The organism is Paenibacillus allorhizosphaerae (assembly GCF_042659105.1).
GTDB classification, from domain to species: domain Bacteria; phylum Bacillota; class Bacilli; order Paenibacillales; family NBRC-103111; genus Paenibacillus_G; species Paenibacillus_G allorhizosphaerae.
This window is the reverse complement of the sequence record NZ_JBHSRV010000002.1, coordinates 300,212-325,426: the sequence shown is the minus strand read 5'-3', so window position 1 is coordinate 325,426 and position 25,215 is coordinate 300,212. Positions and strand designations below refer to the sequence as shown.

The window sequence follows — 25,215 nt, the reverse complement described above, 5'->3', positions numbered from 1 at the left end:
GCCTCCTTCCACTGGATTAACTCCATCATAACCCTAGCGCGATCAAGGAAGGAATGGATTACGGCATACATTGATGTCCTGAACCGTATATTTCAACAATTCCGTTTATTGCGTTCTTTTACGATCCCCGAGCGTGGGCTTCGCGGGGCGCAGCTGCGCGATATAATGCGACGGCGACATGCCGTGCAGCGCTTTGAAACGTTTGCTGAACGCGTATACATCCGCGTAGCCAAGTTCCAGCGCCGCTTCGGTCACGGTCAAGGACGACTGGGCGAGCAGATCCAGCGCATAGTCCAGCTTAATCCGTGCGATGTACGCTTTGAGCGAGCAGCCGGCATATCGTTTGAACAATCGGCTTACATATTGCGGCGACATTTGCACGGTTTCCGCCAATGGCTCGATTTGCACGTCCCTTCCTTTTTGCTCGTGGATATAAGCGACGACTTTTCTTATGTTCTGAATCTGTTTGGCCGACAGCCCGCGGTGATCCTTGTCGCTCCAGTGCTGCCTGTAAAGCGTCACAAAGAAACGTTTCATCAAACAGTCGAACTCAAAATCCTGCCACAGCGAAGGAAACTCCAGTGCTTCCAGCATTTGAGAAAGCATGCTCTCCGCCTGAACGTTATCGTTCATCTGCGTAAAGCGCGGGAACGGGAACGCGGCAGGCCGGCATTCGGGGGGCCGGTTGTCTTCGATGTCAAAGTGCATATAGAGCACGACGAGCCGGTCATTGTCATCCTGCGTCGCCTTCGGAAGATCGCCGGGCCGCATAACGACGCAGCTTTTGCGCGTCAGGTGAAACAGTTCGTCCCCAAGCTGCATCGTGCCTTTGCCCGAAACGACGTAGAAAATATCGTAATCTTGAAACGGGGTCTGATGGTCCCAAAACCAGCCGGGCTCGCACGTTCGTTTCCCACGGCTGCGGGATTTTAGAAATCGCACATGCTCTAACGGGTTTGGCGCTTCCATTGCGTATGCATAGCCCCCCTCGTTGCGGATGAAGCATAACGTTGTATTCCGAATGGCAAACCGTCGGCGATAAAGACGTTTACGAGCCTTCAGGCGCACGGTTGTTTAAGACGTTTTTGTGTTAGTTATTGGTAACGCGGTGGCGCTTATTGATATTCGGCGCACCAAATCCGGGCTTTATAGAAGGCGCCGTTTGTTACCGAAAATGTCTCGTTCGGCGAGAACGAACGTACGGTATCCGTAGTCCACGCATATAGACCGCCCTCTCGGGGTGCGGTTTGTACGACTTGCCCGGACAGCTGGTTCCCGATCCCTTTTACGTGCATCCGATTGATTTCATCGGCTCCAGCATAATTCGTCAAGAACGTATTCGCGGACTTGGAGTATTGGTACACGGCCGAATTCGTCGTGACCCACAGTTTGTCCGCATCGCCGTAAACGGGATAAAGGTCGTGCCCCCACCGGCTCGGCAGCCGAATCTTGCGATCCGAATCTTCCGCAAGCTCCGGATCGCTGGCCGTACCGCATACGTTGAGAGGGACAAGCCAGTCGTCGCCAATCGTCCACAGCAAATTTTCCTGCGGGTCCCATAAGACGCCGTGCGCACCCGGAAGATCATAGTGACTATGTTTCTCCGCGTCCGGTCCTTGAGACGAAGCATACAGCCGCACCCAGCCGCCGGTGCTCGCCGCAATCGCGATGTTGCCGTCCGGCAGCAGCTCTACCGCATGCAGGTTGCCGGGAATGGTCTGAGACCATTGACGCGCATTTCCCGCAGGGTATGGAACGATCGCTGCTAAGCCGTACGAATCGCACACGATCATCGACTCGCCGCCATGAGCGGTGTTTCTGCGAAGCTTGACGTCGGAGGGAAGGCCCCACCCTTTGGGCCCATCGCTGAAACCGTTCAATGCGCTAGGCGACCATGACCATTTCAGCGCTTCAGCCGAGTTCCAGTCTTTCCGTTCGGAATCGAATACGAGAATTCGCCGGGATGCCTGGTCCGTTACCGCGATCCAGCAATCGCCGCCTTGGTTTCCAGTTGAATTATTCATCATGCAGCCTCCTTACGGGCGAGTCGCTCATCCTTTTAGCAGCGGGCCGCCTTCTCCCCGGTACAGCTTGTTCAGCGCCTGCCAATTGTCAGCCAATACGCGCGGATCGGGGTTCCTCACTTCGTACATGAAAGTGCCGCCGTAACCGGCTTGGACCAGCGCATCAAGTACGGCTCGCCATCCGATGACACCGTCGCCGGGCAACCAATGCTTCTCGTCGTTGCCGTCGTTATCGGAAATATGCGTCGTTACGATCCGCGAACCGAGCCGCTTGATAAACTGCTCCGGCGTTTCCTTGAACAAATGGTTCACATCGCAGCAGATGCCGAGAGCCGGTTCGTCGCCGACCAAATATTCCATCTCATCCGCGCTGTTGCCCAGACAAGTTCGCGGCAAACACTCGATGGCAAGCTGGACGCCGTACTTCACCGACTCCTCTGCCAGAACGCTCAGCGTTTCCTTGCATGTTTTCAATCGGCGTGCCCGGTCCTCCGATGCGATCGGTTCCCAGCTCGGATGATAAACGGCCCGGCGGACACCCCATTCCTGCGCAAAAGCGAGCACGGCCTTTACTTTTGCGATAACGTCTTTTCTCATCTCCGGGTCGAGACACGATGGATCCCAGTCCGTCCCGTAGGGGATATGGACGGACCATACTTCAAGTCCGGCCGCCCGGGCCGCGGCAATTTTCGCGTCGCAACGTGCCTTTACCTCCGGATCGAACATGTTCATCTTTTGCCAGGTCAGTTCAATTGCGCCGAGACCTGCCGCCCTTATATCGTTCATATCGAGCGCCGACCTTACGCCCGTGGAAGTGCCTGTAAGCCATCGTTCCGGTCCATCATTGACATGCTGTTGTACCATTACCCGTTTCCTCCCCCAATTGCGATTGCAATCTTATCTTTTTTGATGATCACTTTCATTTAAAATGATGCTTTAAATCATTTAAAAGAAACATTCAATCATTTCAGTCTTATGATACTAGGAAAACGGTGCAGCAGCAATTGGAAATTTGCCAGATTTGCGATCTATTCTGTCTGCGTTCGCACTACCCGCCGTTCCATTTAAAGACATATTAATGACAAGGATGACGCTTTCAGAGAAGATATACTAGAATTAAATAAATGCATGCAAGATCAGGAGGACAAACCATGAGAATAAAGTACGTCGATGTATATCCGCTGCGGCTTCCGATGAAGCAAAGCTTTGCCATCTCCGGCGGCAAAGTCGGCGACCCTTCGTCCGGTGCCCCGCATGTTTATGTCAAGCTCACGGACGAAGACGGCCATATTGGCTGGGGAGAATGCCGGCCAAGCCACAGGTGGAGCTATGAAACGTTGGAAAGCGTCGTATCGACGCTCAATCATTATGTGAAACCGCTGCTTATCGGACAGCCTTCCGAAGATCTGCAAAGCTTGACGGCGCAAATGAACCGGCAGATCGCGGGCGGTCACAGCGCCGGACAGCCGATCGCCAAGGCCGCGGTAGATATGGCACTGCACGATTTGATCGCCAGACGGCGGCAAGTCCCGCTTGCCGGAATATGGCTGTCATCCGGGCACGGAACGGTGAATTTATCGTATTTGATCAGCACCGCGAACCCGGAGGAAGCGGCCGTTCATGCGATGGCCGCCAAGAAGCAAGGCTATCTCGGCGTCGATGTCAAAATCGGCCTGAACCCGGACAAAGATATTGAAATATTGGAAGCCGTCAAGCAGCACGCCCCGGGCCTGTTCTTCCGAGTTGACGCCAATCAGGCGTACGATCTGCCTGCCGCCATTCGGACGGGAAAGGCGATGGAACATCTGGGCGTCGACGTGTTCGAGCAGCCGCTGGCCGCAAACAACTTGCTCGGCCATGCCGAACTGCGAAGAAAGATCGGCATCCCGATCGCACTCGACGAGAGCGTCTGGTCCCCAGGGGATACGCTGCAGGCGATCCGTCTGGAAGCGTGCGATACGATTGTCGTGAAAGTAACGAAAATGGGCGGATTGTCCGGTGCCAAACTGTGCGGCGAAATCGCCAAAGCTTCCGGCCTCGGACTGCTCGGTGGCGGCTTGACGGAGTCAAGGCTCGGTCTGTCGGCCTCGGCTCAATTGTTCCAGCACCTGCAAATTCGAACGCCGGTCGACCTGAACGGTCCTTTCTTTCTGGCGGACGATCCCGTCGAAAGCTACCCGGACCTGGAAAGCGGCACGATCCGGCTGTCGGGAAGCCCCGGCACCGGCTGCGACGTTTCCATGCACAAGATTGATAAGTATACATACGTATAACGATGTAAAGGCGGCTCGGACCTTAGGTCCGATACCGCCTTTATGTTTGATCCTACAACTCCACTTCGCGTCCCAAGCGGGCGGATTCGTAAATGCCGCACAGCATTTTCATCACTTCTACGCCGTCTTCTACAGGGCTTCTGGTTTCCGTCCGGCCGAAGCATGCGCTGACGAAACCGTTGATTTCCTCCTGAAAGCCGCGGGCGAAATCAAAGCCGAGCTGATTGATTTGCGGAGTGATGTTCAAAATCGTATCGTGCTTCTCCGAGACGATCGAGAATTCCGGCTCGACCTCTGCTCCGCCTTTATCCCCGTACAGTTTGACCGAAACTTCGTCTTTTTTGGCATGAAGGGTAAAGCTTACGTCTACTGTCAACGTAGCCCCGTTCTCAAAGCGGATGAACGCCGAAGCCAAGTCCTCGACATCGTTATGTTCGGCATTATAGTCGGCCGCTTTGTAGAAATTGAGGTTGCGAACGTTCGACCTGTTGCCAAGACGTTTGAACGTGCTTCCGCTGATCGTTTTTACTTTCGGCTTGCCCATCAAATACCAGCACAAATCGATAAAATGAACGCCAAGATCGATCAGCGGTCCTCCGCCGGAACGTTCAATATCGGAGAACCATCCTCCCGGATTGCCCAAACGGCGAATGCAGGTCGCTTTCGCGTAATAAATTTCACCGAGATCCCCATTGTCCAAAAAGGTTTTCAGCACTTCGGTATTCGTTCCAAAACGGCGCACGAATCCGACCTGGAGCACTTTCCCGGAACGTTTCACGGCTTCCTGCACCTGCAGCGCTTCTTCGACCGATTTGCATAACGGCTTCTCCACGAGCACATGCTTGCCCGCCTCAACCGCGGCAATGCTGATCGGCGCATGCGAATTATTCCAAGTGCAAATGCTCACAGCATCGATCTCCGGATCAGCTAAAAGGTCGCGATAATCCGTATACGTTTTGGCGACGCCGTGTTTCTCCGCTTTTTGCTTGACGCGAGTTTCGTTGCTGTCGCAAAACGCATGCAGCACGACTTCCTTGTTATTCAAGTACGATTTGATATGATGTTCCGAAATCGAACCGACGCCGATAACGCCTACTTTTAATTTGTTACCCATATGTAAGCCTGCCTCCTAAAGTAAATTCATATTGCGGTAGCTTTCGCGAATTCCGTCCGCTTCAATGCCCTGCCCTTCGTACTCCAGGACGTAGGACCCGCCGTATCCAAACTGCTTTAACAAACCGAGAATAGCGGGGATATCGACGTCCCCGTTGCCTGCCGGTACTCCGTCGAACGTTACGTTCTGGAGCGATTTGTACCGCCCGCCGTCGCTTTTCTTGAAGTCCTTCACATGGACGTGGCCGATATATGGCAACAGCGAGCGTGTGGCGTGAACCGGATCTTCGTCAACGAGCAAAAAGTTGCCGACGTCGAGCGTTGATTTAAGCGCAGGCGAACCGACCGCTTCAATGATGTGCCGGACCTGCTCTCCTTTACCCGCAAGCTTCCCATGATTTTCAAGGCACAACGACATGCCCGCTGCCTCCGCTTCTTTGGCGGCTGCACCGAGTCCATCGACGATCCATTGCCACGCGTCGCCATATTCGATTCCATCCAGCAAATTCCCGGCGAATACGCGAATCGTGCGGGTTCCGAGGCTTAGCGCAACAGGAAACGCTTCCGTTATCTGGAGCAGCGATTTCCGTCGCGCTTCCGGGTCCGGACTTACAAAATTGTTGCTGACGGCATAGCTGACGACGGTAATGCCGCATTGCTCCGCGCAGGCTGCCGTTTCCTCCAGCTCGCGCGCCGCATCCTGCCAAAAATGGGCAAGCAGCTCGACCTTCCGGTATCCTTCCGCTTCGCAAAATTGCAGGAAGTCGATGGCGCGCCACCCTTTTTCCTTCGCTGTCCGGTGCACGCTCCACATGCTCAAAGCCAAGTCCATTGTGTTCGCTCCCTTTCGTTTCCGATACTGTCGATTACAAGATCAAAATAACAAAATTCACCAGACAGTGCTATTGTAAACCAGAGATTTCCGCCGGACAAATCGATTAATTGCCAAAATATGAATACATTCCGGCTCGTACTTACATACGCCCGCAAGAACTCTATTTTGGTCATTTTTTCGTCAGCTGATCCGATTGTATGCGCTCCTGGTCGCTTGTATAATTTTCACAAGACGCAAGGCAAACGTACGATCACTACTTCTTTACTTATGGAGGAATAACGATGAAAATTGCAATACTTCCCTCGACTGTGAGACAAAATGCCGTGTTCGCCCAAGAGCATATCGCCGAATTAAAAACAATGGGTGAAGTCGTATGCAACAAAACGGAAGGCGATCCGTCTAAAGAACAAGTCATGGAAGCGATTCATGGGGCTGACGTGGCGATCACTTCCTGGGGCTGCCCAGCGCTAACCGCCGATGTGCTCGATCGAGCGCCCAACCTGAAGCTGATCGTACACGCTGCCGGAACGATCAAGGGTATCGCTTCACCCGACGTATGGGAACGGGGCATCCGCGTTTCCAGCGGCAATGGACCGCTCGGACAAGGGGTCGCGGAAACCGCTCTCGGGTTCACGATCACCGCGCTGAAAAACATGTGGACGTTGAACCGGTCAACCCATTCTGGCGGATGGAAGGAAGGTCGCGACCGGGTAAGGGAAATGGTAGGCGTGCGCATCGGAGTGCTCGGCGCAGGCAAAGCCGGACGTCATTACATTCAATTGCTCAAGCTGTTCGATGTGCAGGTGCTGGTACATGATCCGTTCTTGAGCGCCGCCGAAGCGCAGCAGCTTGGCGTCACCCTTTGCAGTCTTGAAGAGATGCTTGCCGCCTCCGATGTCGTCTCGATTCATGCGCCGTCGCTGCCTTCCACGAACAAAATGATCAACAAGGAACGGCTTGCCCTTATGAAAGACGGAGCCATTCTTATTAATACGGCCAGAGGCTCAATCATCGACGAAAGCGCCCTCATTCCCGAATTGCAGAGCGGAAGGCTGTTTGCTTGCCTGGACGTCACCGATCCGGAACCGCCGGCGGCCGACCATCCATTCCGTACGCTGCCTAACTGCGTGTTGACGCCGCATATCGCCGGCGCGGTCACAAACGGCTTGCGCCGGCTCGGCCGGTTTGCCGTTACGGAAGTCCGGCATTTTACCGCCGGTCAGCCGCTTACTGGCGAAGTCGAGGCGTCCGCATTGAGCACCTTGGCTTAAACCTGCGCTACGCCTGTTCAGATTCGCAGCCGTCCCCGGCTCTCCGAGGACGGCTGTTCTTATTCATACTAGTATGCTTTCGCCATACATCGAGCAACCGTACCTTTTTGTATGGTACAGACACCTAACCGCTCTAACCTAATATCTTGTTGGTATAACACTTATAGGGGTGAGCCTTATGGCCGTAGTGAAAGCAAGGGACCAAGATATTGCCATGTTAGCGCGTTTGCTCCGGGCGGAAGCGGTAGGGGAAGGCGAGAAGGGCATGCTGCTCGTCGGCAATGTAGGGATCAACCGAATCCGGGCGAATTGCTCCGACTTCAAAGGAATCCGCACCATTCCGCAAATGATCAATCAACCGCATGCGTTTGAAGCGCTGCTGCACGGGCCTTATTACCAGAAGGCCAGAGAAAGTGAAAAACGTCTGGCTCGTCGTTCTGTCAATGGGGAAAGGCATTGGCCAGGCAAATTCTCATTATGGTATTTCCGACCGCAAGGAGATTGCCCTCCGACATGGTACAATCAGCCGCTCGTAGCTCGTTACAAGCTGCACTGCTTCTACCAGCCTACAGCAGAAGAATGCCAAAACATTTATAATACTTTCTAGAGCATATTCAGCATCATTCAAAAAGGCCGTTCCCGGCCAATGAACCGGGACGGCCTTGCGTATTTCAAAGAATACCAACCTCACTATTACTCCCGGTTCAAATTCAAGTTGAACACTTGCTGTGCTTTCACATGTTCATATCCGATGCCTTTATAAAATTCATGCGCTTCCTTTCGTTGCGCCCCGGATCGTACCCGCACGATGCCGTAGCCCGCTTCCCTCGCCCACCCCTCGCATGCGCGCATCAGTTTTTTTCCGATCCCCATGCGCTGATGCCGGTCATCCACGACGAGCCCGCCGATTTCCGCAAACGGATCACTTTCGAGCAAATGTCTGCCATGCACATGAGCCCAACCGACCACCCCATGTTCCTCGTCATCCATCACGTAAACCGCATGGTCGGCATCCTTCAAGATCCGGGAGAGCCGTTCGTGCATTTGCTGCTCCTCTGCGGCGTATCCCAATTGTTCGGACAAGCCGCACAGCTGCCCGGCATCCGATAACTGCCCCTTTCGTACGTTCATCTATACATCACCTTTCTTGATTGGATCGAGAACATATTCAAAGCTCCGGAAGGTTATTTTCCCATAATCGTACCACAATAACAGCTGCAGTCGCATAAGTTTTTTTCCACCAGACCCAGCGCTTCCACCTGCTCGCTCGCGCAAATAAGACGGTATCCCAAATCGGATACCGCCTCTTAGCTTTATTTATTGCAGCACATACTCGCTGCTGCGGATTACTGTGCAGCCGCTCCTGCAGAAGTCTCCTGCTGCTGCCCGTCTTTGTTTTTATGGTTCTTTTTCCCATCCAGCTTCATTTTCAAATCGGCCGTATCGAGCGTAATTCCTTTTTCCTTGGCAAGCTCGGCAACCGTCTTACCTGCTTGCAATTGCTTCACCAGTTCTTCCGTCGTCATACCCAGCTTTTGCGCCAGTTCTCCCGGAGCCGCCCAAGCTTCGTGCCGTTTTCCTTGGCCTCCGTCGCGCAATGTGCTCTGGACTTTTTTCTTGATTCCTTCGGCAAGACCGGACTTCAGTTTATCCGCCAGCTCTTGCTTGATCTTCCCTGCGGCAACCTGCTCATCGATCGTTTTCGTCTGCGCATCGACCAGCTTTTGCACGTATGCGTCAAGCGCTAACCCTTTCGCTTCAGCGATTTGCGCCAGCGTCTTCCCTTGCTTCAGCTCATCCGATACCGCGCTCTCTTCCACGCCCAAGATCGTTGCCGTTTCTTTCACCAGGTTACCGCCCACAAACCCAAATCCCGGACCTTCGGGACGCTGTCCCGGACCACCGAAACCTTTACTCTCCACGAACTTCTTGGTTCGATCCACGAGCCCCGATTTTAGCTTATCCGCCTGCTCTTGTTTAATCTTACCTGCCGTAACCTGCTCATCGATCGTTTTCGTCTGCGCATCGACCAGCTTTTGCACGTAAGCGTCCAGCGCTAGTCCTTTCGCCTCGGCGATTTGCGCCAGCGTCTTCCCTTGCTTCAGCTCATCCTGTATCGCGCTCTCTTCCACGCCCAGGATCGTTGCCGTTTCTTTCACCAGGTTGCCTCCCGCAAAGCCAAATCCATGACCGCCGGGATGATTCTCCGGACCGCCGAAGCTTTTGCTCTCTACCGACTTTTTGATTCGATCGGAAAGACCGGATTTCAGCTTATCCGCCTGCTCCTGCTTGAGCTTCCCTGCCGCAACCTGTTCATCGATCGCTTTCGTTTGCGCATCGACCAGCTTTTGCACGTAAGCATCCAGCGCCAGTCCTTTGGCCTCGGCGATCTGCGCCAGCGTCTTCCCTTGCTTCAGCTCATCCTGCACCGCGCTCTCTTCCACGCCCAGGATCGCTGCCGTTTCTTTCACCAGATTACCGCCCGCAAAGCCGAAACCAGGCCCCCGGCCTTGCTGCATTTTGTCGTAAACGCCCCCGATGATGGAAGACCCTTTTTTCCCGAAACCACTATTGGTGACTTCCTTATTTAAACGCTCGGCAAGGCCGGTTTTCAGCTTATCCGCCTGCTCCTGCTTGAGCTTCCCTGCGGCAACCTGCTCATCGATCGCTTTCGTCTGCGCATCGACCAGCTTTTGCACGTACGCGTCAAGCGCCAGTCCCTTCGCTTCGGCGATTTGCGCCAGCGTCTTCCCTTGCTTCAGCTCATCCATGACCGCGCTTACTTCAACGCCGAGTACCGTTGCCGTTTCTTTCACCAGGTTGCCGCCGCCAAAGCCAATTCCGTGACCGCCCATCCGTTGCCCCTTGACGTCAAAGCCTTTGCCGCGTTCCATACCGGCCTTGCCCTTGCCTGCATCCGACTTTTCTTTTGCAGCGTCGCCTGTGCCTGTATCTGCCGCCAACACTTGGGAATGCACTCCGACAAAACCGGCCCCGATCAAAAAACTCGCCGCAATGGCACTGGCAATTATTTTTTTATTTTTGCTGTTCATATGTAATCCGCCTCTCACCTGGATAATTTACCCTACGCTTTAAATAATAGAATGAAATTATGAAATAGAAATGAATATAAACTTAATGGTTGTTAAAGATTAGCTGAATGCCCGCTGAAAATGCTCCTTCGTTACCTCGCCTGCTTCCTCATTCTCTTTCGAAATTGCAGCGGAGTAATGAACGCCGTTTTTTTGAATACCCGGTTAAAGTGGCCTACACTGGCATAACCGACCATTTCCGCAATGTCGATAATCTTCTCGTTCGTTTCCTCGAGCAGCCGTTTCGCTTCCCTCATTCTGGCCAATTGAACATATTCGACCACGCTGAGCCCCGTCAATTTTTTGAATATGCGGCACAAATAGTACGGACTGATGAAAAAATGATCGGACAACTTTTCGAGCGTAATGTCTTCTTTATAGTGAGTGGAAATATACCGGGCCACCTGCGTTATTTTTTCCTGCAAATTGTCCTGGGAAGGGGCGTCCTGCGAGACGTAGCGTTCCTCCCATCGGTAAATGAGAAGCAACAGTTCCGTGAGCAGCGCCTCGGCATAGAGCTCATAGCCCGCTTGCTTTCCTTTGAGTTCGTCCATGATCCGGAGCATCAGCGTTTCTACAGCGGACTGTTCCTCCAAGTTTAGCCGCAGCACTCCCGATCCCCGGTGAAAAGGGAGCAGCGCCGGCGCTCCGGGGTCGATTGCGGGACGAACGAACGGTTCCGCGGCATTGATCAACAGCCTTTCATGCCCCGGCTCGCCGCGATCCGCCGTGTGATGCAGTTCCTTCTTGTTAATGATGATCAGATCGCCTTTCTGTACGGCATACACCCGATCCTGAATAAAATAATTCCGCTTCCCCGACAGCAAATAATAGATTTCGTAGCTATGTTCATGCAGGTGGCTTTTCTTCTGGTCGTACAATCCTTTGCGGATCAAATAGCTAAAATGGAACGTACGCGATGCGTTGTCATATTGAAAAACTCTTTGTTCCTGCATCCAACCACTCCTTCTTCCATATCGCTGCTATCGCAATATAAGGTAAGAATACGGCAAATTCGGCAATATTGATCCAAGAATATAACACTGTATTGCAATATAATAAACAATATTGTAAGCCTTTTCAAATGGATATAAAGAGGTGAGTTCCTTCGCAAATGAACCTGCACTACCTTCCATTGACGCTTCATAAGCAGTACCTCGAAGATGCGGCCCTGCTGGCCGAACGTTATGGCGGCGTACGCGCGTTTCATCTGAGCCATCGGCTTGTCCACCACGCGGATGATGTGATGAACGACTCGGAACGGCTTGCCCAAGTGCAAGAAATCGTCGGACTCCTGAAAAACCATCGGTTTCAAATTTGGTGCTGGACACATGAAATTTACGATCCTCCGGAAGATTGCGTTCATGACGGCCGGCTGGATCTCGATCATCCCCGGTTACCGCCTCATCTGGAGCGGAAGTACGAAGCTTTCCTGAGTACGCTTCTTACCGGATTGGACGGATTGGTGCTCACATTTGCGGAAACACAGTACGAGGTTTACAAAAACAAGAATGTGGATTCCTTGCATTCCGGCAGCGACGCGTTCATGCGCAAAACCCGGCAATTGGTCGACTGTATGCTTGAGACGTGCAAGCGGATGAACGCTCGCCTGGCGTTCGGGATTTCGTGTACAGGGAAAAAGAGATTGGGGACATGCTGTCGGCCATCCGCTCGCTGAACGATGAAGTGGCTGTCATGAGCAAATGCGTCCCCCATGACTGGCATCCATACTATCCCGACAATCCCGTTTTGGGACAAGTTCGCCCCAAGCAGCAGTGGATCGAGTTCGATCTGGGTCATGAATATGAGATGCAGACCGTGCTGCCCTTCGCCGAACCGGAGCTGCTGCTGAAGCGCATTCAGTGCGCCCGGCAGTCCGGCATCGACACATGCTGTCTCCGGCTGGACCGATACGATGCCGATGCCGGCAACAGCGCTATCTACAAGCCTTGGGGCCAGCTGGAACTGCAAGTTTTCGCCAAATACGCCGCCAATCCGGAGATTCGGCTGGAACAAATCGTTAGCGAATGGGAGAAAGAACATTTTCCCGGAGCTGCGCATCTCCTTGGCTTAGCGACGGAAGTCGTACGGCGGATGCTGTTCCCTCAAAAGCTGTGGCTCGCGAATCATTCCAATCTTCCGGAGCACGACTACGCTCGAACCCATTTGAAGGACGGAAATGCCGACCGGCTTCCCGTCTGGACGTCCGCTTCAAAAGACCGGCTGGCCGAACAGCTGTGCGACCGTCCTACGAAGGAATGGATTCGCATTTTGCAGGCCGATGACGAGAAGACCCGCTTTTATCTCGATGTCATTTTAGCTTATATGGAGCGCCATGCCTCGCAGTTCGATCGTCATCCGCAGTGGCTTCAAGGAATGCACGCGCTGCGCTCCTGGGAAGAGCTGTACCGCTTATACAAAGCGGCCTACTTCGCCATTCGCTTGATTCGCCATGATCCACTCGCCATCACTGTCCAAGACGTACGTTCTAAGATCGACAGGTTGGAAGAGGCGTGCGGCACTTATAAGCAGCAGCACCGTCAGATAAAGCTGTCGGGGAAATACGCTTGGGAGCCGCATCCTAAAGTAATTCAAAGCTTACGCATGCAGCTGGAATAGTTCTTATTGAATCCAATGACCACTCCTAACAAGAGGTGAAGCTAATGTCCAAATTCAACTCTGCCGCAGCTTCCATTGTAATTATAAGCCTATTAGCCGGATGCAGTGCCGGCACCGGGACCAATCCCGATAAACAAAGCCAGTCATTCGATCCGAACGCGCCCGCCGATTTGGTATTTTACTCCAACAGCGGCGATCCCGTCGAAAGTTTCGACGAACGGTTCGGTAATGCGATCCGCAAAAAATTTCCGAATTACAAAATTACGTACCTGCAAAAAACAAAAGAACAAACATTGGACACCTTGATGGCGGCGAATGCCCCGATCGACATATACTGGGAGTCGGTAGGACAATTCGTCGGCGGTCTGATCAAGTACAATCTGCAATACGACATGACGCCGCTCATCCAAAAAAATAAAGTCGATCTGGGCAAATTCGAGCCGACGACGATCGACGCGATCAAGATGATATCCGACGGTAAAATGTACGGGCTGCCTGTTTCCAACAACAATATGGCGTTGTTTTACAACAAGGACATCTTCGACCGCTTCGGCGTGCCTTATCCAAAAGACGGGATGACGTGGGACGATGTGGTCGAGCTGAACAAAAAGCTGACCCGTTTCGAGAACGGCAAGCAGTATTTGGGCTTCGGCATGTCCAACATTCATTACTTCCGTCTAAACTCGTTTTCGCTGCCTTACGTCGATCCGAAAACCGAGAAAGCGACGATTACCGATCCGCGTTGGAAAACGATATACGAATCGGCGATTTTAAAGCCGGCCGAGCTGGATGCGTTCCGTACCAGCATTCAGCAAAGAAACCTGCTGCCGGAAGCGGATGCGATGTTCTGGAAAGATCAGGTTCTTGCGATGTACGGTTATCAATCGTATATGTTCGTGCAAAAAGATTTGTCCGGCCTCAACTGGGATATGGTTGCATATCCGACATTTAAAGAGCTTCCCGGCGTAGGTTCCCAATCGTACCCGACGTTCTTCAGCATCACTAGCATCAGCAAGCAAAAAGATCCGGCTATGGCAGTCATCAAATTTTTGGTTTCCGAAGAGTTTCAGACGGAGCTGTCCAAATCGGGCATTATGCCCGTGTTAACGGATAAAAAAGTGAAAGACGTGTACGGGCAAGGTGGCAATGCGAAGAACAAAAACTTGAAATCGGTGTTTTACAACAAGTTCGCTCCGATTTCACCCAAAGCCGTATATGACGGGGATGCGGAAAAAGCGTTCCGGGCACCGCTGATCGATATGGCGCTCGGCAAAAAAGACATCAATACGGCGTTCCGCGAGGTGGAGGAAGGCGTCACCAAGGTCGTTGAAAGCTCTAAAAAATAAAACGAATGAAAATGCAACAAACACTGACCGCGCGGGTCAGTGTTTGTCTGTTTAATGCCGGATTCCTATGCATGTTTCTTTTTTTACAAGCACAAGCTCGCTTATTGCTTCATCAATTCGGCAATTTTCTTGTCGGCAGCATCCTGTGTTTCTCTGAGCACCGTGTTGATATCCTTCTTGTTTATAGCGAGCTCCGCCCGCATGTTACGAATCAGCGTTTGCACATCTTTGTCATATTTGTTTGGCGGCGGCGTCGGCGTATTTGGATATTTGAAAATGGCCGCCAAATTTTTGTTTTTCAGCAGAGGGCTCTCCGTACCGAATGCTTTTACGAGATCCGGATCTTTCAGGACAGGAATCCGGGAAAACTTACTAATTTGCAGCTGCGACTCTTTGGAAGTGAGCATCTGGATCACTTGCATCGCTTGTTCCTTATGCTTGCTTGGTTTCGTAATGACCAGCATATCTGCCAGCGCATGACGTCCCTTCCCTTTCGCATCCTCAAAGGTCGGATTCGTTACGATATCCCAGTTCGGAGCGCCGCCGGTCTCTTCCGCTTCGAGAAGCTGGCTGATCAATTTCGATACCCAGTCCGCTTCCATGGCCAATCTCTTTTCCTTCATAAACGTAGCCTCTGCATAGGCATACGATTTCCCATTGACTACACCGGGAATGTTGTAGTTGGCCTGGAACAGCTCAAGAATTTTCCTGTACATCGGAATATCCACGAGCGCTTTATTCGTCTTCGGATCTACGAACGGCTGCGTATATGGGCTGATGATATGGTCAGGAAAACGCGGATCCCAGCCGATATATTGAACGCCGTCCGCCTGTCTTGTCAATTTACGGGCCAAATCCAACACATCGCTCCAGAGCATGTCATCCTTCGGGTATGGAACCCCGAACTTGTCAAAAATGTCTTTATTGTAAAATAAAGCTCCCGTATTTCTACTAAACGGAATGCCCTGAAGCTCTTTCCCCTTGGAATCGAGATTTCGGACGGCTTGAATTGTTTCCGGGATAAATTGGTTCAGGTCAAGCTTGAATTTCGCGACCAGATCGGTCAAGTCCGCAGGAAGATCCAGAGCCGCTAGCGGCATGTGCCAATCGTTGTCGGAAAAAATAAGATCCGGTACTTCTCCGGCGACAATAAGCTTCTCCAGGTCCCCTTCGATTTTTTCAAGCGTAATGTGCGGATACTTCTTCTTAAGCGGTTCGACGAAGAACGTCTGGAACTCCACAGGCGAAAGTCTTGTTACATTAACATAAAACTTCAAAGTGACCGGATCGGTAGATACTTTCACTTCGGCTTCCTGCGCCGCTTTGTTTGGTTCGGCAGGCTTGCTGCCTGAAGAACACCCGGTCAATGCGATCATGCCGGCAAGCATGGCCACAGTCATTTTTTTGTAATGATTACCCATGTTTGTACTCCCCTTTTGATGAATGTGTTATGATAGTCAAAAAACGTTAAAGTATACGGCTCATGTCGTCCCGTTCATCCCAGCACTCGGATGCTCGGTATTTCCATCACCTCCCCTCAAGCGTTTGCCTCCGGATATTCATCTTGCGCAAAAACTCCGGCGACAACGGCCTTTAACAGCAGACAAGCTAAGAACCTTTCCTATCATAATTGAGGATTGTTAAAGCCATGTTTGGGAAATGATAAGCAATTGTAAATATTTCCTCCGATTAGGAAATTGGCAATGTAAGTGCTTCCGATAAAATTGATGCGCTTTCAAAATGGCCGCTTCTGAATCAAGCTCCCCCTGCCCATGTACTGCAAAACGAACACCGTCAACGCACTCTTCCACTTACCGCCAATTAAAACGCTTACAAGATGCACTGCAGCCTCCAAAAAACAAGCGAACGCTATTCGAACTGTAGGCCGTCACCGCTTTTGAGAACGTTAACAACGTATAGTGACAAAAAACCTTATCCTAGTAAACATACCCCCGACCCATGACAATGGAAGGATATGATTACGGATAAGGTTTTCTCCAGGACTCAAGCCTTTGCCGTATGCTCATATGATTATAACCATCATATTTCCTAAGTCAGATAATGTCAACTAAAAAAATTTTTACATATAAACCAACTCGGCGGTCCCCCATCCGCAAAATTATGCGACTGAATCGTCCGCTGTATTTTCTCCTGCGTTTCTTCTACTCTTTGGCTCTGATAGCCGCCGATCAAAGTGGCATGCTGATTGAGCGCCACGAACAAATGGTATTTCAACCAAAACTCGTCCGGAATCCGTCCATCGAAATAGCCTTGAACTTGCCCCCGGGCAAACGGTTTGCTTACGCAGCAAGTATATTTGGGAAGCTTGAAAAACTCCTCCCACGGATCGCCCCAATCAAACCGGCTGAAATCGATGATGCCGTTAAGCCGGCCATCCTTAAATATCATGTTGGCGGGATGAAAATCGTCATGTTGAAATCGTACCGGGCTGGACTCGAGCAAATGAAAGTGGCGTTCTATAAACGATTCGATCTCATGCTGCTTGTAGAAGTTCAAATTCAGCTCTCGGAGCACTTCCTTTTTGTTAACGTATTTCCCGTATCGTTTATCCGCCCAACGGAAAGGAACTTTCGGCTCGACTATATGAATGATTCGCAATTGCTTTCCCGCTTCCACGCCTTGCATATATTGTGATTCCGGCGATAGGCCGGGTAGCGCTTCTTCGCCGCTCTGCCCTTCCGTATACGTCAATAACAAATAACAAAGCTTCAGCTCGTCAGCCAAACCGATTGCAACCGGCTTTTGGCAATTCACGCCATGATTGTAATGCCGCTCGAGGTAATCGTATTCCTCTGAGCGGCGCGCAAACGAATCTGCGTCATATACGCGCAGCAAATAGACCGGTTCGCCGGACTGAAAAAGAATGACCTTCTTGGCGTTCGAATGGCCTTTAAGCAGAAATTCATAGTTGTCAAAACTTGCAGTACGCCGAATATCCGACAATAACGTGATCAGATTTGAATCTATGCTAGGGTCCATTGGGGATATCCTCAGTCAAATTGTATTAGGCTGCAATGTGCCGTATTTTGGAATCGCGCAACAAAAATCCATTATGATTCGGCCCGCGATGTATTACAGTGGATGTATTATGCTGCCTGGGAGGAATGACGAAGCGGAGCCGAGAGGTCCGGTATGGTGGACCGATCGGAACGTAATGAATTCGGCGGAGTCAAAGCCGGGAGATGCGGAACTGCAGTCCATGAAGTCCCGGCTGTATGAGGAGCTCGTTCAAGTCACAAAGGAGAGGATTATACGCTCAGGCGTCGCTGGATGCGAATGATGCGTGCCGCACACCCCAGCATACCCCATTCCAACCGGTGGAAGCGGTGCAGCGTACGGTCGGGCCGCTCCTGCTATACAGGCGCGGTGCCAAACAGAAATTCAAAGACGCTCTTCCCCATTCCTCCCTTATCCATGCAGTTTTCGAAGTTGTGACCCGCATTCGGAACGGTTTGGAATCGGTAATCCGCCGTAATCCCTTCCGCATTCGCTGCTTCCTTCATCGCTTGAGCCCATCGCTTTCCCCGTTCGACCCGGGTCAAGCCTTGCTGCGCATCGATCTCGGGGTCTTTCTCCAGCGGATCGTTTCTCGTCGTATCGCGCTCCCCCACCGTAACAAGAGTGGGGATTTTCAGGAATGCGTTCGCATCGAATTGGACGCCGGGAAGATCGGGTACCGATTGGATTCCTTGCGGATAAGGCAGCTTCGGATCGGGAAATGTATACCAACCCGCCGAGCCTACGCTCAGCTTCGCCACCCGTTCCGGAAACGCCATGGCAAACCGGTGGACGAATTGCCCGCCCCCGGAGAAACCGAATAAATAAAGTCGGTCCGATTGGGCGCCGGACAGTTGCCCCGCCTCGGCCGCGATCTTCATGAGCGCCTGGTCGGCGCGGTTCCCTTGCTCCTTATTCCCGAGCTGCTGGTAGCCTGGGAATCGTTTGCTTGAAAAAACCGGAGCGATCAATACGACGCCGTATTGTTCGGCCAACGACGCGAATTTCTCGGCATGCAGGTCGGCGTCTCGGGAAACGCCGTGCACGGTCACGAAAAGTTTCGCGCCATCGCCTCCTTTTCGCGGAACGTAAATATAATATTCCATCGCGGCATCGCCTTGAAGACGCCGCTTTTGTACGGCGCCCGGCGTCAGATCGCTTGCTTTATCAGGCGCGCTCGGCGGTTCTGCAAAGTCGACGTGCTTCTGTACGCAGCCGGAACAAAGAAGACACAACATGAACAACAGCAGCAGCCATTTGCCGCCGCCTGCCGGTTGTCCGTTCATCGATATCACCATGTTTCTACATGCATAAGTGGCGGAGCTTGAATTCACCCATTATATAACAGCGTCCCATATTTGCCCAGATGCGAATCGGCTGTACCTTTAGCGAAACGAATCTTTTACATCCACTTTGACTTCAGCGTGATCCGTTACCGGTTTGCTGTAGGTAGATTGTTCAATAAGACTTTGGAGCGTGCGCTCGAATTCTCCACCGTCCAGCGGAAGGCGAATCTTGCTTTCGCGCAATGCCGACAGCACCATTCCATTGATGATCATCAGCGAGTTCAGGCCTTCGGCCGCGGGAACGAGCGGGGCTCTCCGTTCGAGGATGGCCTGAACGAAGTCTTCCAATATTTGCTCATGCCCCGGGCCCGCCTTTCCGGCGAACTCAAGCTCCTCCACGTGACTTTTCACCGTGCCGAAAGCTCGCTGCGACTGCTGAATATAGTCAAGAGCCGATTCCTCGTTGATATGCATCACGATTTTTTTGTTTTCGTAAACCAGCTTCCCATGTTCGCCTACGATTTCGAGCCGGTCGGTGCCGGGACACTCGGCAGTGGAAGCGATAAAGCTGCCGACCAGTCCCCCATCATGCTGCAGTAGGGCCTGTACTTCGTCCTCGACCTCGATATGGTGGTACTTTCCGAACGAGGCCGTCGCCGTGATCGATTGCGGCAGCCCGAACAACCACCACAAGATGTCCAGGTTATGCGCGCATTGATTCAACAGGACGCCTCCGCCCTCTCCCGACCACGTTCCGCGCCAATTGCCGACGTTGAAGTAAGCCTGCGGACGGAACCAGCCGGTATTGATCCAGGAGTAGCGCATCAATTTTCCAAATTTGCCGTCCTGTATCATCTCCTTGACTTTGCGCCAATGCTCGTTCGTCCGCTGCTGGTGTATGGCGGCGAATACAAGATCGGGGTTGTGCCGTTTCTGCTCTTCATGCGCGGTAATCATGCGTTCTGCGTCCCTTGTATGCGCGGCGACCGGCTTCTCGACGAGTACGTGGATGTTTCTGCGCAGCGCTTCGATCGCCATTTGCGTATGCTGATAATGGGGCGTAGCCAGGATCACCGCATCTACGTCCCCGGCATCCAATAAAGCGATGTAATCGGTATAGCCCTGCACTTGATGTTCCGCGGACAACTTCCTGACTTTTTCTTCTTTCTGGCTCCAGATCGACACGACCTGGCAGCGATCCATCTTGGACAGCTGCTCCATGTACAGCTGCCCCATATTTCCCATTCCGATTATGCCGATGTTGACTTTGCCATTTCCCGGTTTCACCGGAATCACCGCCTTTTTGCTGTCTAATAACGAGCTGTGGGCTCCGGCAGCGGCCTCTCCATTTGCCCGGCGCGGTAACCGAACCCACTGCCTGAAATGCTGTCAAGCTGCACCTTGCCTTGCTGCCTCCGGTATAATCCCGGATGAACTCGGGCTTCGTACCCGGACGCTTCGGGATAAAATTGCATCCCGTTCGTCTCTACTCCCATAATCGTGCCTGCGTAATAAGCCAAGAGAACATGGGGGATTTGCGCCAGCATCGGATTCGTCAAATCTTGAACCATCAGCGTCATCCCATGCGCCTTGGCCCAGCAAAGGCTGAGCAGCGCTCCCGTTTGCGTCTTGCAAGTTTTCAACGCGACGCCGGTCCATCCGAGCTCCCGGCCGAGCTTCACGAGTTCCCAGTCGTGGGCGCTCTCGTCCATAAAGAGCGGTTTCCTGGCGCTGACGCTGCGAACATCGAGACGATTCGCCTCCAAATCGTAAGGAAACGGCTGCTCGATGTACAAAATCGATTTGTAAATAGCCGGATGTTCCAGCAGCAATCGGTCCAATATGTCATTCACGTACTCGCAGTCCGTAACCTGGCAATTGAAATCGGCGGTCAGCCACTGCACCTGTCTGGCAAGGGCAATTTCACCGACCTGAACGAGGCGGGTATAATCCCAAGCCGCATCGTTGCCCGCGAGCTTCACTTTCAAGCATTGCAAGCCGTCCCGCTCAATCCAATCTTCCAGCGTATACGGATACCCGTCATCGCGCTCGTTCCCGGTCAGCTCATGTCTGAACAGCAAGTCTTTGCCGCCGACCAAATGCCAAGCGACCAACTCCTTGGCAGGCGGAGCCGCAAAAAAGTGCTCGGGGTACAATTCGTCAAACCGGATCGTTGACCCGGCTGCCGGTTCCAGATAAGCGGATAAATCCGCGTTCATATATTGGGCTTTGTACGTTTCGTAGACGGGAATCTGATTCGTAACGCCGTAGGCGTCATGCAAGGCGATGTCAAAGGGGGAAAAGCAGACGAGCGCCGCCAAATACGGGATCGGCTCGGGCAAGCCCGAAGTCGCATTAAAGGCGCCAACCAGTTCGGGAAGACGCTGCTTTTGATACGAGTGACCGAGCTCGAACGCATGTCCTTGCTCCTTCCAATCGGCCAAATCTTTGGCGATTAGTTCGCACATGCGTTTGAGCGCACGCTCGCGAACGTCGTAACCCAGCGTGCTCGGCCACACCCATTGTACGCTGAGCGGCGTTTCGCCCCACCCTTCCGCCTGTTCACCGCGCCGGTTTTCCGTTCGAACGCACACTCTGGCACAGGTCACGCTCGTAAGCACTTCAGATCCGAACTTCAAGGGGACGCGCGTTTGCACGGGCAAGTAGTACAGCTCAAGTCCTTTTACCATTATATCATACGGCTTCATCGGCGACCTCCGTTTGCTCCAGCACCTTCGTAATATACCGCACTTCTTCCTTTAATGCGGGAATCAACAGGTCGAGGCTGCCGCTATGGTAGAATGGCTGAAAGTTGAACACGCCTTGAAAACCCGCTTTGCGCAGCGCCTTGGCGATCACATGCCAATTGGTAACCCCCTCCTGGCACGGAGTCCATACCTTGGACCAGCCTTTGTTCGGCAAAGCTGCATCTTCGGGACGAAACCGGAATGTGCCGTCCTTCACGCCCACGGCTGCAGCGTAGCTTCCCAAACCGGCAATCGCCTTGTTCCAGTTGTCCGAACCTTCATGAAATTGGTTGCCTGGATCCGGCATAATGCCAATATATTCGGACGGCAAGTCTTTGATCAGGGCCAACGCCTCATACGTATGCTGGATCAGCATACGATCGCCGTGGTGCACCTGATACACCGCCTTGACGCGAAACTTTTCGCAAAGCTCGGCCATGCGCTGCATCTGAATGCGCGCCTTCTCCATCTGCGCAAACAAATCTTCGTCTGCTTGATATGAAAAATACGACATGCGAAAACTCGCAATGCCATTCTCCGCCATCACCCGCAAAGGCGTATCGTCCTCGGACAGCATCTCCGGCGAATAACCTGTTGTCGCGAACGTGACGTTCAGCTTATGCCGCTGCATCGTTTTGACAAACGCCGCCGCTTCCTCCGCCATACGCTCCGGCGTTACCCAATAGCCGTCGCGTACAACGAGATCCACGGCATCAAATCCGCAATCCAAAGCGATCTCCGCCAGTTGATCCGCACTACAGCTTTGGAAAAACTTAGGGAACAGCGAGTATGTTATCTCCTTCATAGGTCATACCTCCCGAATATGGTTAGGCGAGCCGGTCGAGCATATCCCAGGTGACGACCATTTTCGGCTTTTGCCCGCTCAAATACGCCTTAACGTCTTCCACAACCTGATTGCCGATATGGTAGCTTTGACCGCCGGCCAGATGGGACGTGTAAATGACATTCGGCATCGTTCGGATCGGATTGTCCATATCCGCCGGCTCCGGATCGGAGACATCGAGGAAAGCGAACAGACGGCCTTTTTCCAATTCCGCAATGAGCGCCCGCTCGTCGATGCAGCCCCCGCGCGAGGAATTGATGAATACGGCGTCGTCTTTCATCGCCTGAAATTCCTTAGCCCCCATCATTTGCCTCGTACTATCGGTCATCGGTGTATGCATGGTGATGGCATCGCATTGTGCGCACAGCTCCAGCAGCGAATCGACTTTCGTTGCGCCCAATTGCGCCGCCGCTTCATGCGTGATGTACGGATCGTAGAGCAGCACCCGCGGGCCGAATGGACGCACGAGCTGCAGAAAATACCGCCCGACTTGCGATGCGCCGATGATACCGACGGTCGCTGCCGCCAAATACAGCTTATTCGGCACGGGCGTTCTCCGCTCCGTACGGTTGCTCTGCGCATTCGGAATAATGCGGCGCAGGCCGATAATCATTTCGCCGAGAACCATCTCCGCGACCGTTCTCCCGATCGCCGGGGCGCATGAAGCTATCATGATCTCTTTTCCTTGCAGTTCATCGGTAAAAAAAGCTTTGACCGACCCGGCTGCATGCTCCCAAAGCTTAATCGTAGGACATGCCTCCAGAATCGCTTTGCTCGGCTTCGGCGTTCTCCATGAGCCGATGGACACTTCGCAACCTTGAAGGAATTCGCATGCTTGCTCATCATTCAGTTGTTCGTCCGTTTCATTCCAACGAACATTTGCAACCGCTTCCAGATCGTTGCGGCTAGCTTCGGAAAATATAGCTTTTTGCATGCTAATCGGCAATAACACTCCAATTTGGACCATCTTGAACGGCACAACCTTTCCATTATGTTTTCAAAACAAATATACCATCGCCGGCATATGGAACGAATGGCAAAATCGCTTCATTACTTGTCGTTTTGTATGATTCTTGATATTGTTTAGCTTATAGGGAGGTGGCCTCACGTATGAGCACGAATCTGCTCACTTTCTATAAAACCGTAAGACAGAGCGCCGGTAAAACCGGCTTGCATTCGCATCCTTTCTGGCAGGTGGAACTTGCCACGCGCCGGCGTATCGTCTACACGTTGAACGGTGAGAGCGAGGCACTGAATGCCGGGGATATGCTGTGGATCCCCCCCTATCGAGAGCATCAGTTCTGCTATGACGATCCCGGAACGGCTTGGATCAGCCTGAAATTCGAACGCAGCGGAACGGATATTGCAGGGCCGGGCGGCGTCATCCGGAAGTCGGTGTTTACGGAAAAATTCAGCGCCTCTCTCCAAACGATGGTGACCGGTACCGTCCTGAGGCCGTATGAAAAAGCGTTCGTGGAAGCGCTGATCGATGCGTTGTTCATATACCTTCGCTCGGACGATAACGGCCATGCCGAAGACGATGCGAGCAAGTTGGTGCGGACGGTATCCGACATCGTGAGGGAGAAGAACGGCAAACCGGTAACCGTAGACGAACTTGCCAATCGCTTGTCTTATACGCGCAGTCATTTATCCAATCAATTCAAGCAGCATACCGGCGAAAATTTGAAATCGTTCATCGACCGGGTGCGAATGGAAAAAGTTAAAGAAATGCTGCAGTACAGCGAATTTAATATATCGGACATTACCGAAGAGCTTGGATTCAAAGATATTTTTTCGTTCTCGCGGTTCGTTAAAAGGACTACGGGCGTCGGACCAAGGGAGTTCAGGCGCAGGAGCGACGGTATGTGATCTTCGGCTGAAGATAGGACTGTGTTGATAGGCCGGTAAGTAGAAATCGGCTCGGGGTGGTAGTAAAACTTCCTATTGTGGAGGATTGGTCCATTTGAAAATTGCCGCTATTTCCGATATGCACGGAAACATTGTCGCGCTTGACGCCGTGCTGCGGGATATCGAAACGCAATCGGTCGATACCGTCATTTGCCTTGGGGATATCGCATATAAAGGCCCTGCTCCGAGCGAGTGCATCCGAAAAATCCGCGAGCTGCACATACCTTGCGTCTATGGAAATACGGATTTGTATCTGCTCGAGGCGGCGGGCCATACCTGTAACGGCAGCAGCTCTACGTCGCAGCCCGCGGCAGCGCATCCTTACTTGACTTGGCATACCGACCGGATGGATCAAGCCGACTTGACGTATTTATTGCATTTGCCGATGGAATATCGAATCGAGTCCGACGGCCAATCGTTTCTTTTCGTTCACGGCACGCCGAAGGATTGCAATGCCGCCATTCGGCCTGGCGATACCATGGAGCATCTTGCGAAGCATATCGATGAGGTGCAAGCAGATTGGATCATTATGGGACATATACATACGCCTTTTTTGTTCCGGTCGCATCAAAAAGCGTTTGTGAATACGGGAGCGGTCGGTTTTTCGCTGGACGGCGATTGGAGGGCTTCCTATACGATTCTCGACACCGCAGACGGCTCTCTGTCGTTTCGTAAGGTCGAGTACGATATCGATAAGATCGTTTCCATCGCCAAAGAGACAAAATTTTGTTTTTCGCCGGAGTGGTACGGTGACGCTTTGAAAAAAGGCTGGTGGGAGCCGATCCCCTATGAGCGGCGCACAGCGATTGACCGGTTTCCTTAATCTTGAGGCGCGCTTG

The 25,215-nt window shown here is 52.5% G+C and carries 23 protein-coding genes; 8 read left to right on the top strand and 15 right to left on the bottom strand.

What is annotated here, in order from left to right; all coding sequences use genetic code 11:
* Positions 1-105 precede the first annotated feature (105 nt).
* The 3 genes from ACFQI7_RS10025 to ACFQI7_RS10015 all read right to left on the bottom strand — a co-directional run bounded on the left by ACFQI7_RS10025 (position 106) and on the right by ACFQI7_RS10015 (position 2,888).
* The gene (locus ACFQI7_RS10025) at positions 106-969 is read right to left on the bottom strand and encodes an AraC family transcriptional regulator (RefSeq protein WP_218099625.1); all 864 of its coding nucleotides are present in this window, start codon (positions 967-969) and stop codon (positions 106-108) included.
* A gap of 146 nt (positions 970-1,115) precedes the next feature.
* Entirely contained in the window at positions 1,116-2,024 is a 909-nt protein-coding gene (locus tag ACFQI7_RS10020) for a DUF6528 family protein (RefSeq protein ID WP_218099624.1), read from the bottom strand.
* 27 nt (positions 2,025-2,051) lie between these two features.
* Positions 2,052-2,888 (bottom strand): sugar phosphate isomerase/epimerase family protein, encoded by an 837-nt coding sequence (locus ACFQI7_RS10015; RefSeq protein ID WP_218099623.1) that lies wholly within the window; start codon positions 2,886-2,888, stop codon positions 2,052-2,054.
* A 287-nt stretch (positions 2,889-3,175) separates the two neighbouring features.
* Here ACFQI7_RS10015 and ACFQI7_RS10010 point away from each other — a divergent pair, with 287 nt between their 5' ends.
* Positions 3,176-4,297 (top strand): mandelate racemase/muconate lactonizing enzyme family protein, encoded by a 1,122-nt coding sequence (locus ACFQI7_RS10010; RefSeq protein ID WP_218099622.1) that lies wholly within the window; start codon positions 3,176-3,178, stop codon positions 4,295-4,297.
* Positions 4,298-4,349: 52 nt separating this feature from the next.
* Here the strand turns inward: ACFQI7_RS10010 and ACFQI7_RS10005 are convergent, their stop codons facing one another.
* Positions 4,350-5,411, bottom strand: a complete 1,062-nt coding sequence (locus ACFQI7_RS10005; RefSeq protein WP_218099621.1) for a Gfo/Idh/MocA family protein — start codon at positions 5,409-5,411, stop codon at positions 4,350-4,352.
* A 15-nt stretch (positions 5,412-5,426) separates the two neighbouring features.
* A complete protein-coding gene (locus tag ACFQI7_RS10000) occupies positions 5,427-6,242 on the bottom strand; it encodes a sugar phosphate isomerase/epimerase family protein (protein ID WP_218099620.1) in 816 nt (271 codons plus the stop codon).
* Positions 6,243-6,526: 284 nt separating this feature from the next.
* Here ACFQI7_RS10000 and ACFQI7_RS09995 point away from each other — a divergent pair, with 284 nt between their 5' ends.
* Together ACFQI7_RS09995 and ACFQI7_RS09990 are read left to right on the top strand one after the other, a co-directional pair.
* On the top strand, positions 6,527-7,516 hold the full coding sequence (locus tag ACFQI7_RS09995; protein WP_218099619.1) for a hydroxyacid dehydrogenase: 990 nt from the start codon (positions 6,527-6,529) through the stop codon (positions 7,514-7,516).
* A 178-nt stretch (positions 7,517-7,694) separates the two neighbouring features.
* Positions 7,695-8,123: a cell wall hydrolase gene (locus ACFQI7_RS09990; protein WP_218099618.1), complete on the top strand. Its 429-nt coding sequence runs from the start codon at positions 7,695-7,697 to the stop codon at positions 8,121-8,123.
* An 86-nt stretch (positions 8,124-8,209) separates the two neighbouring features.
* Here ACFQI7_RS09990 and ACFQI7_RS09985 read toward each other — a convergent pair whose 3' ends face one another.
* From ACFQI7_RS09985 to ACFQI7_RS09975, 3 genes are all read right to left on the bottom strand, one after another.
* Positions 8,210-8,647 carry a GNAT family N-acetyltransferase gene (locus ACFQI7_RS09985; RefSeq protein WP_218099617.1) on the bottom strand — a complete coding sequence of 146 codons (438 nt, stop codon included), beginning with the start codon at positions 8,645-8,647 and terminating at the stop codon, positions 8,210-8,212.
* A 215-nt stretch (positions 8,648-8,862) separates the two neighbouring features.
* Positions 8,863-10,569, bottom strand: a complete 1,707-nt coding sequence (locus tag ACFQI7_RS09980) for a hypothetical protein (protein ID WP_218099616.1) — start codon at positions 10,567-10,569, stop codon at positions 8,863-8,865.
* Positions 10,570-10,700: 131 nt separating this feature from the next.
* Positions 10,701-11,564: a helix-turn-helix domain-containing protein gene (locus ACFQI7_RS09975; protein WP_218099615.1), complete on the bottom strand. Its 864-nt coding sequence runs from the start codon at positions 11,562-11,564 to the stop codon at positions 10,701-10,703.
* A 158-nt stretch (positions 11,565-11,722) separates the two neighbouring features.
* Here ACFQI7_RS09975 and ACFQI7_RS09970 point away from each other — a divergent pair, with 158 nt between their 5' ends.
* The 3 genes from ACFQI7_RS09970 to ACFQI7_RS09960 are packed head-to-tail and all read left to right on the top strand — an operon-like array spanning position 11,723 to position 14,573.
* Complete coding sequence (locus tag ACFQI7_RS09970) at positions 11,723-12,286, top strand: hypothetical protein (protein WP_218099614.1); 564 nt, start codon at positions 11,723-11,725, stop codon at positions 12,284-12,286.
* Positions 12,262-13,227 (top strand): hypothetical protein, encoded by a 966-nt coding sequence (locus tag ACFQI7_RS09965; protein ID WP_218099613.1) that lies wholly within the window; start codon positions 12,262-12,264, stop codon positions 13,225-13,227. The genes ACFQI7_RS09970 and ACFQI7_RS09965 overlap by 25 nt, the downstream gene beginning before the upstream one ends.
* A gap of 44 nt (positions 13,228-13,271) precedes the next feature.
* The gene (locus ACFQI7_RS09960) at positions 13,272-14,573 is read left to right on the top strand and encodes an ABC transporter substrate-binding protein (RefSeq protein WP_218099612.1); all 1,302 of its coding nucleotides are present in this window, start codon (positions 13,272-13,274) and stop codon (positions 14,571-14,573) included.
* Between the two features lie 101 nt (positions 14,574-14,674).
* On the opposite strand, the gene ACFQI7_RS09955 is transcribed toward ACFQI7_RS09960, so the two are convergent.
* The 7 genes from ACFQI7_RS09955 to ACFQI7_RS09925 all read right to left on the bottom strand — a co-directional run bounded on the left by ACFQI7_RS09955 (position 14,675) and on the right by ACFQI7_RS09925 (position 23,435).
* Positions 14,675-15,994 (bottom strand): ABC transporter substrate-binding protein, encoded by a 1,320-nt coding sequence (locus ACFQI7_RS09955; RefSeq protein ID WP_218099611.1) that lies wholly within the window; start codon positions 15,992-15,994, stop codon positions 14,675-14,677.
* Between the two features lie 643 nt (positions 15,995-16,637).
* Positions 16,638-17,573, bottom strand: coding sequence for an aminoglycoside phosphotransferase family protein (locus ACFQI7_RS09950; RefSeq protein ID WP_218099610.1), 936 nt, complete (start codon positions 17,571-17,573; stop codon positions 16,638-16,640).
* A 374-nt stretch (positions 17,574-17,947) separates the two neighbouring features.
* Positions 17,948-18,877, bottom strand: a complete 930-nt coding sequence (locus ACFQI7_RS09945) for an alpha/beta hydrolase family protein (protein WP_218099609.1) — start codon at positions 18,875-18,877, stop codon at positions 17,948-17,950.
* A gap of 99 nt (positions 18,878-18,976) precedes the next feature.
* Positions 18,977-20,164, bottom strand: a complete 1,188-nt coding sequence (locus ACFQI7_RS09940) for a Gfo/Idh/MocA family protein (protein ID WP_218099608.1) — start codon at positions 20,162-20,164, stop codon at positions 18,977-18,979.
* 23 nt (positions 20,165-20,187) lie between these two features.
* Positions 20,188-21,585, bottom strand: a complete 1,398-nt coding sequence (locus ACFQI7_RS09935) for an enolase-like domain-containing protein (protein ID WP_218099607.1) — start codon at positions 21,583-21,585, stop codon at positions 20,188-20,190.
* Entirely contained in the window at positions 21,572-22,429 is an 858-nt protein-coding gene (locus ACFQI7_RS09930) for a sugar phosphate isomerase/epimerase family protein (RefSeq protein ID WP_218099606.1), read from the bottom strand. The genes ACFQI7_RS09935 and ACFQI7_RS09930 overlap by 14 nt, the downstream gene beginning before the upstream one ends.
* 22 nt (positions 22,430-22,451) lie before the next feature.
* Positions 22,452-23,435, bottom strand: a complete 984-nt coding sequence (locus tag ACFQI7_RS09925) for a hydroxyacid dehydrogenase (RefSeq protein WP_218099605.1) — start codon at positions 23,433-23,435, stop codon at positions 22,452-22,454.
* 143 nt (positions 23,436-23,578) lie between these two features.
* Between ACFQI7_RS09925 and ACFQI7_RS09920 the strand changes: the two genes are divergently transcribed.
* Both ACFQI7_RS09920 and ACFQI7_RS09915 read left to right on the top strand, forming a co-directional pair.
* Positions 23,579-24,337, top strand: coding sequence for an AraC family transcriptional regulator (locus ACFQI7_RS09920; RefSeq protein WP_218099604.1), 759 nt, complete (start codon positions 23,579-23,581; stop codon positions 24,335-24,337).
* A 94-nt stretch (positions 24,338-24,431) separates the two neighbouring features.
* Positions 24,432-25,199 carry a metallophosphoesterase family protein gene (locus ACFQI7_RS09915; protein WP_218099603.1) on the top strand — a complete coding sequence of 256 codons (768 nt, stop codon included), beginning with the start codon at positions 24,432-24,434 and terminating at the stop codon, positions 25,197-25,199.
* Positions 25,200-25,215: the final 16 nt, after the last annotated feature.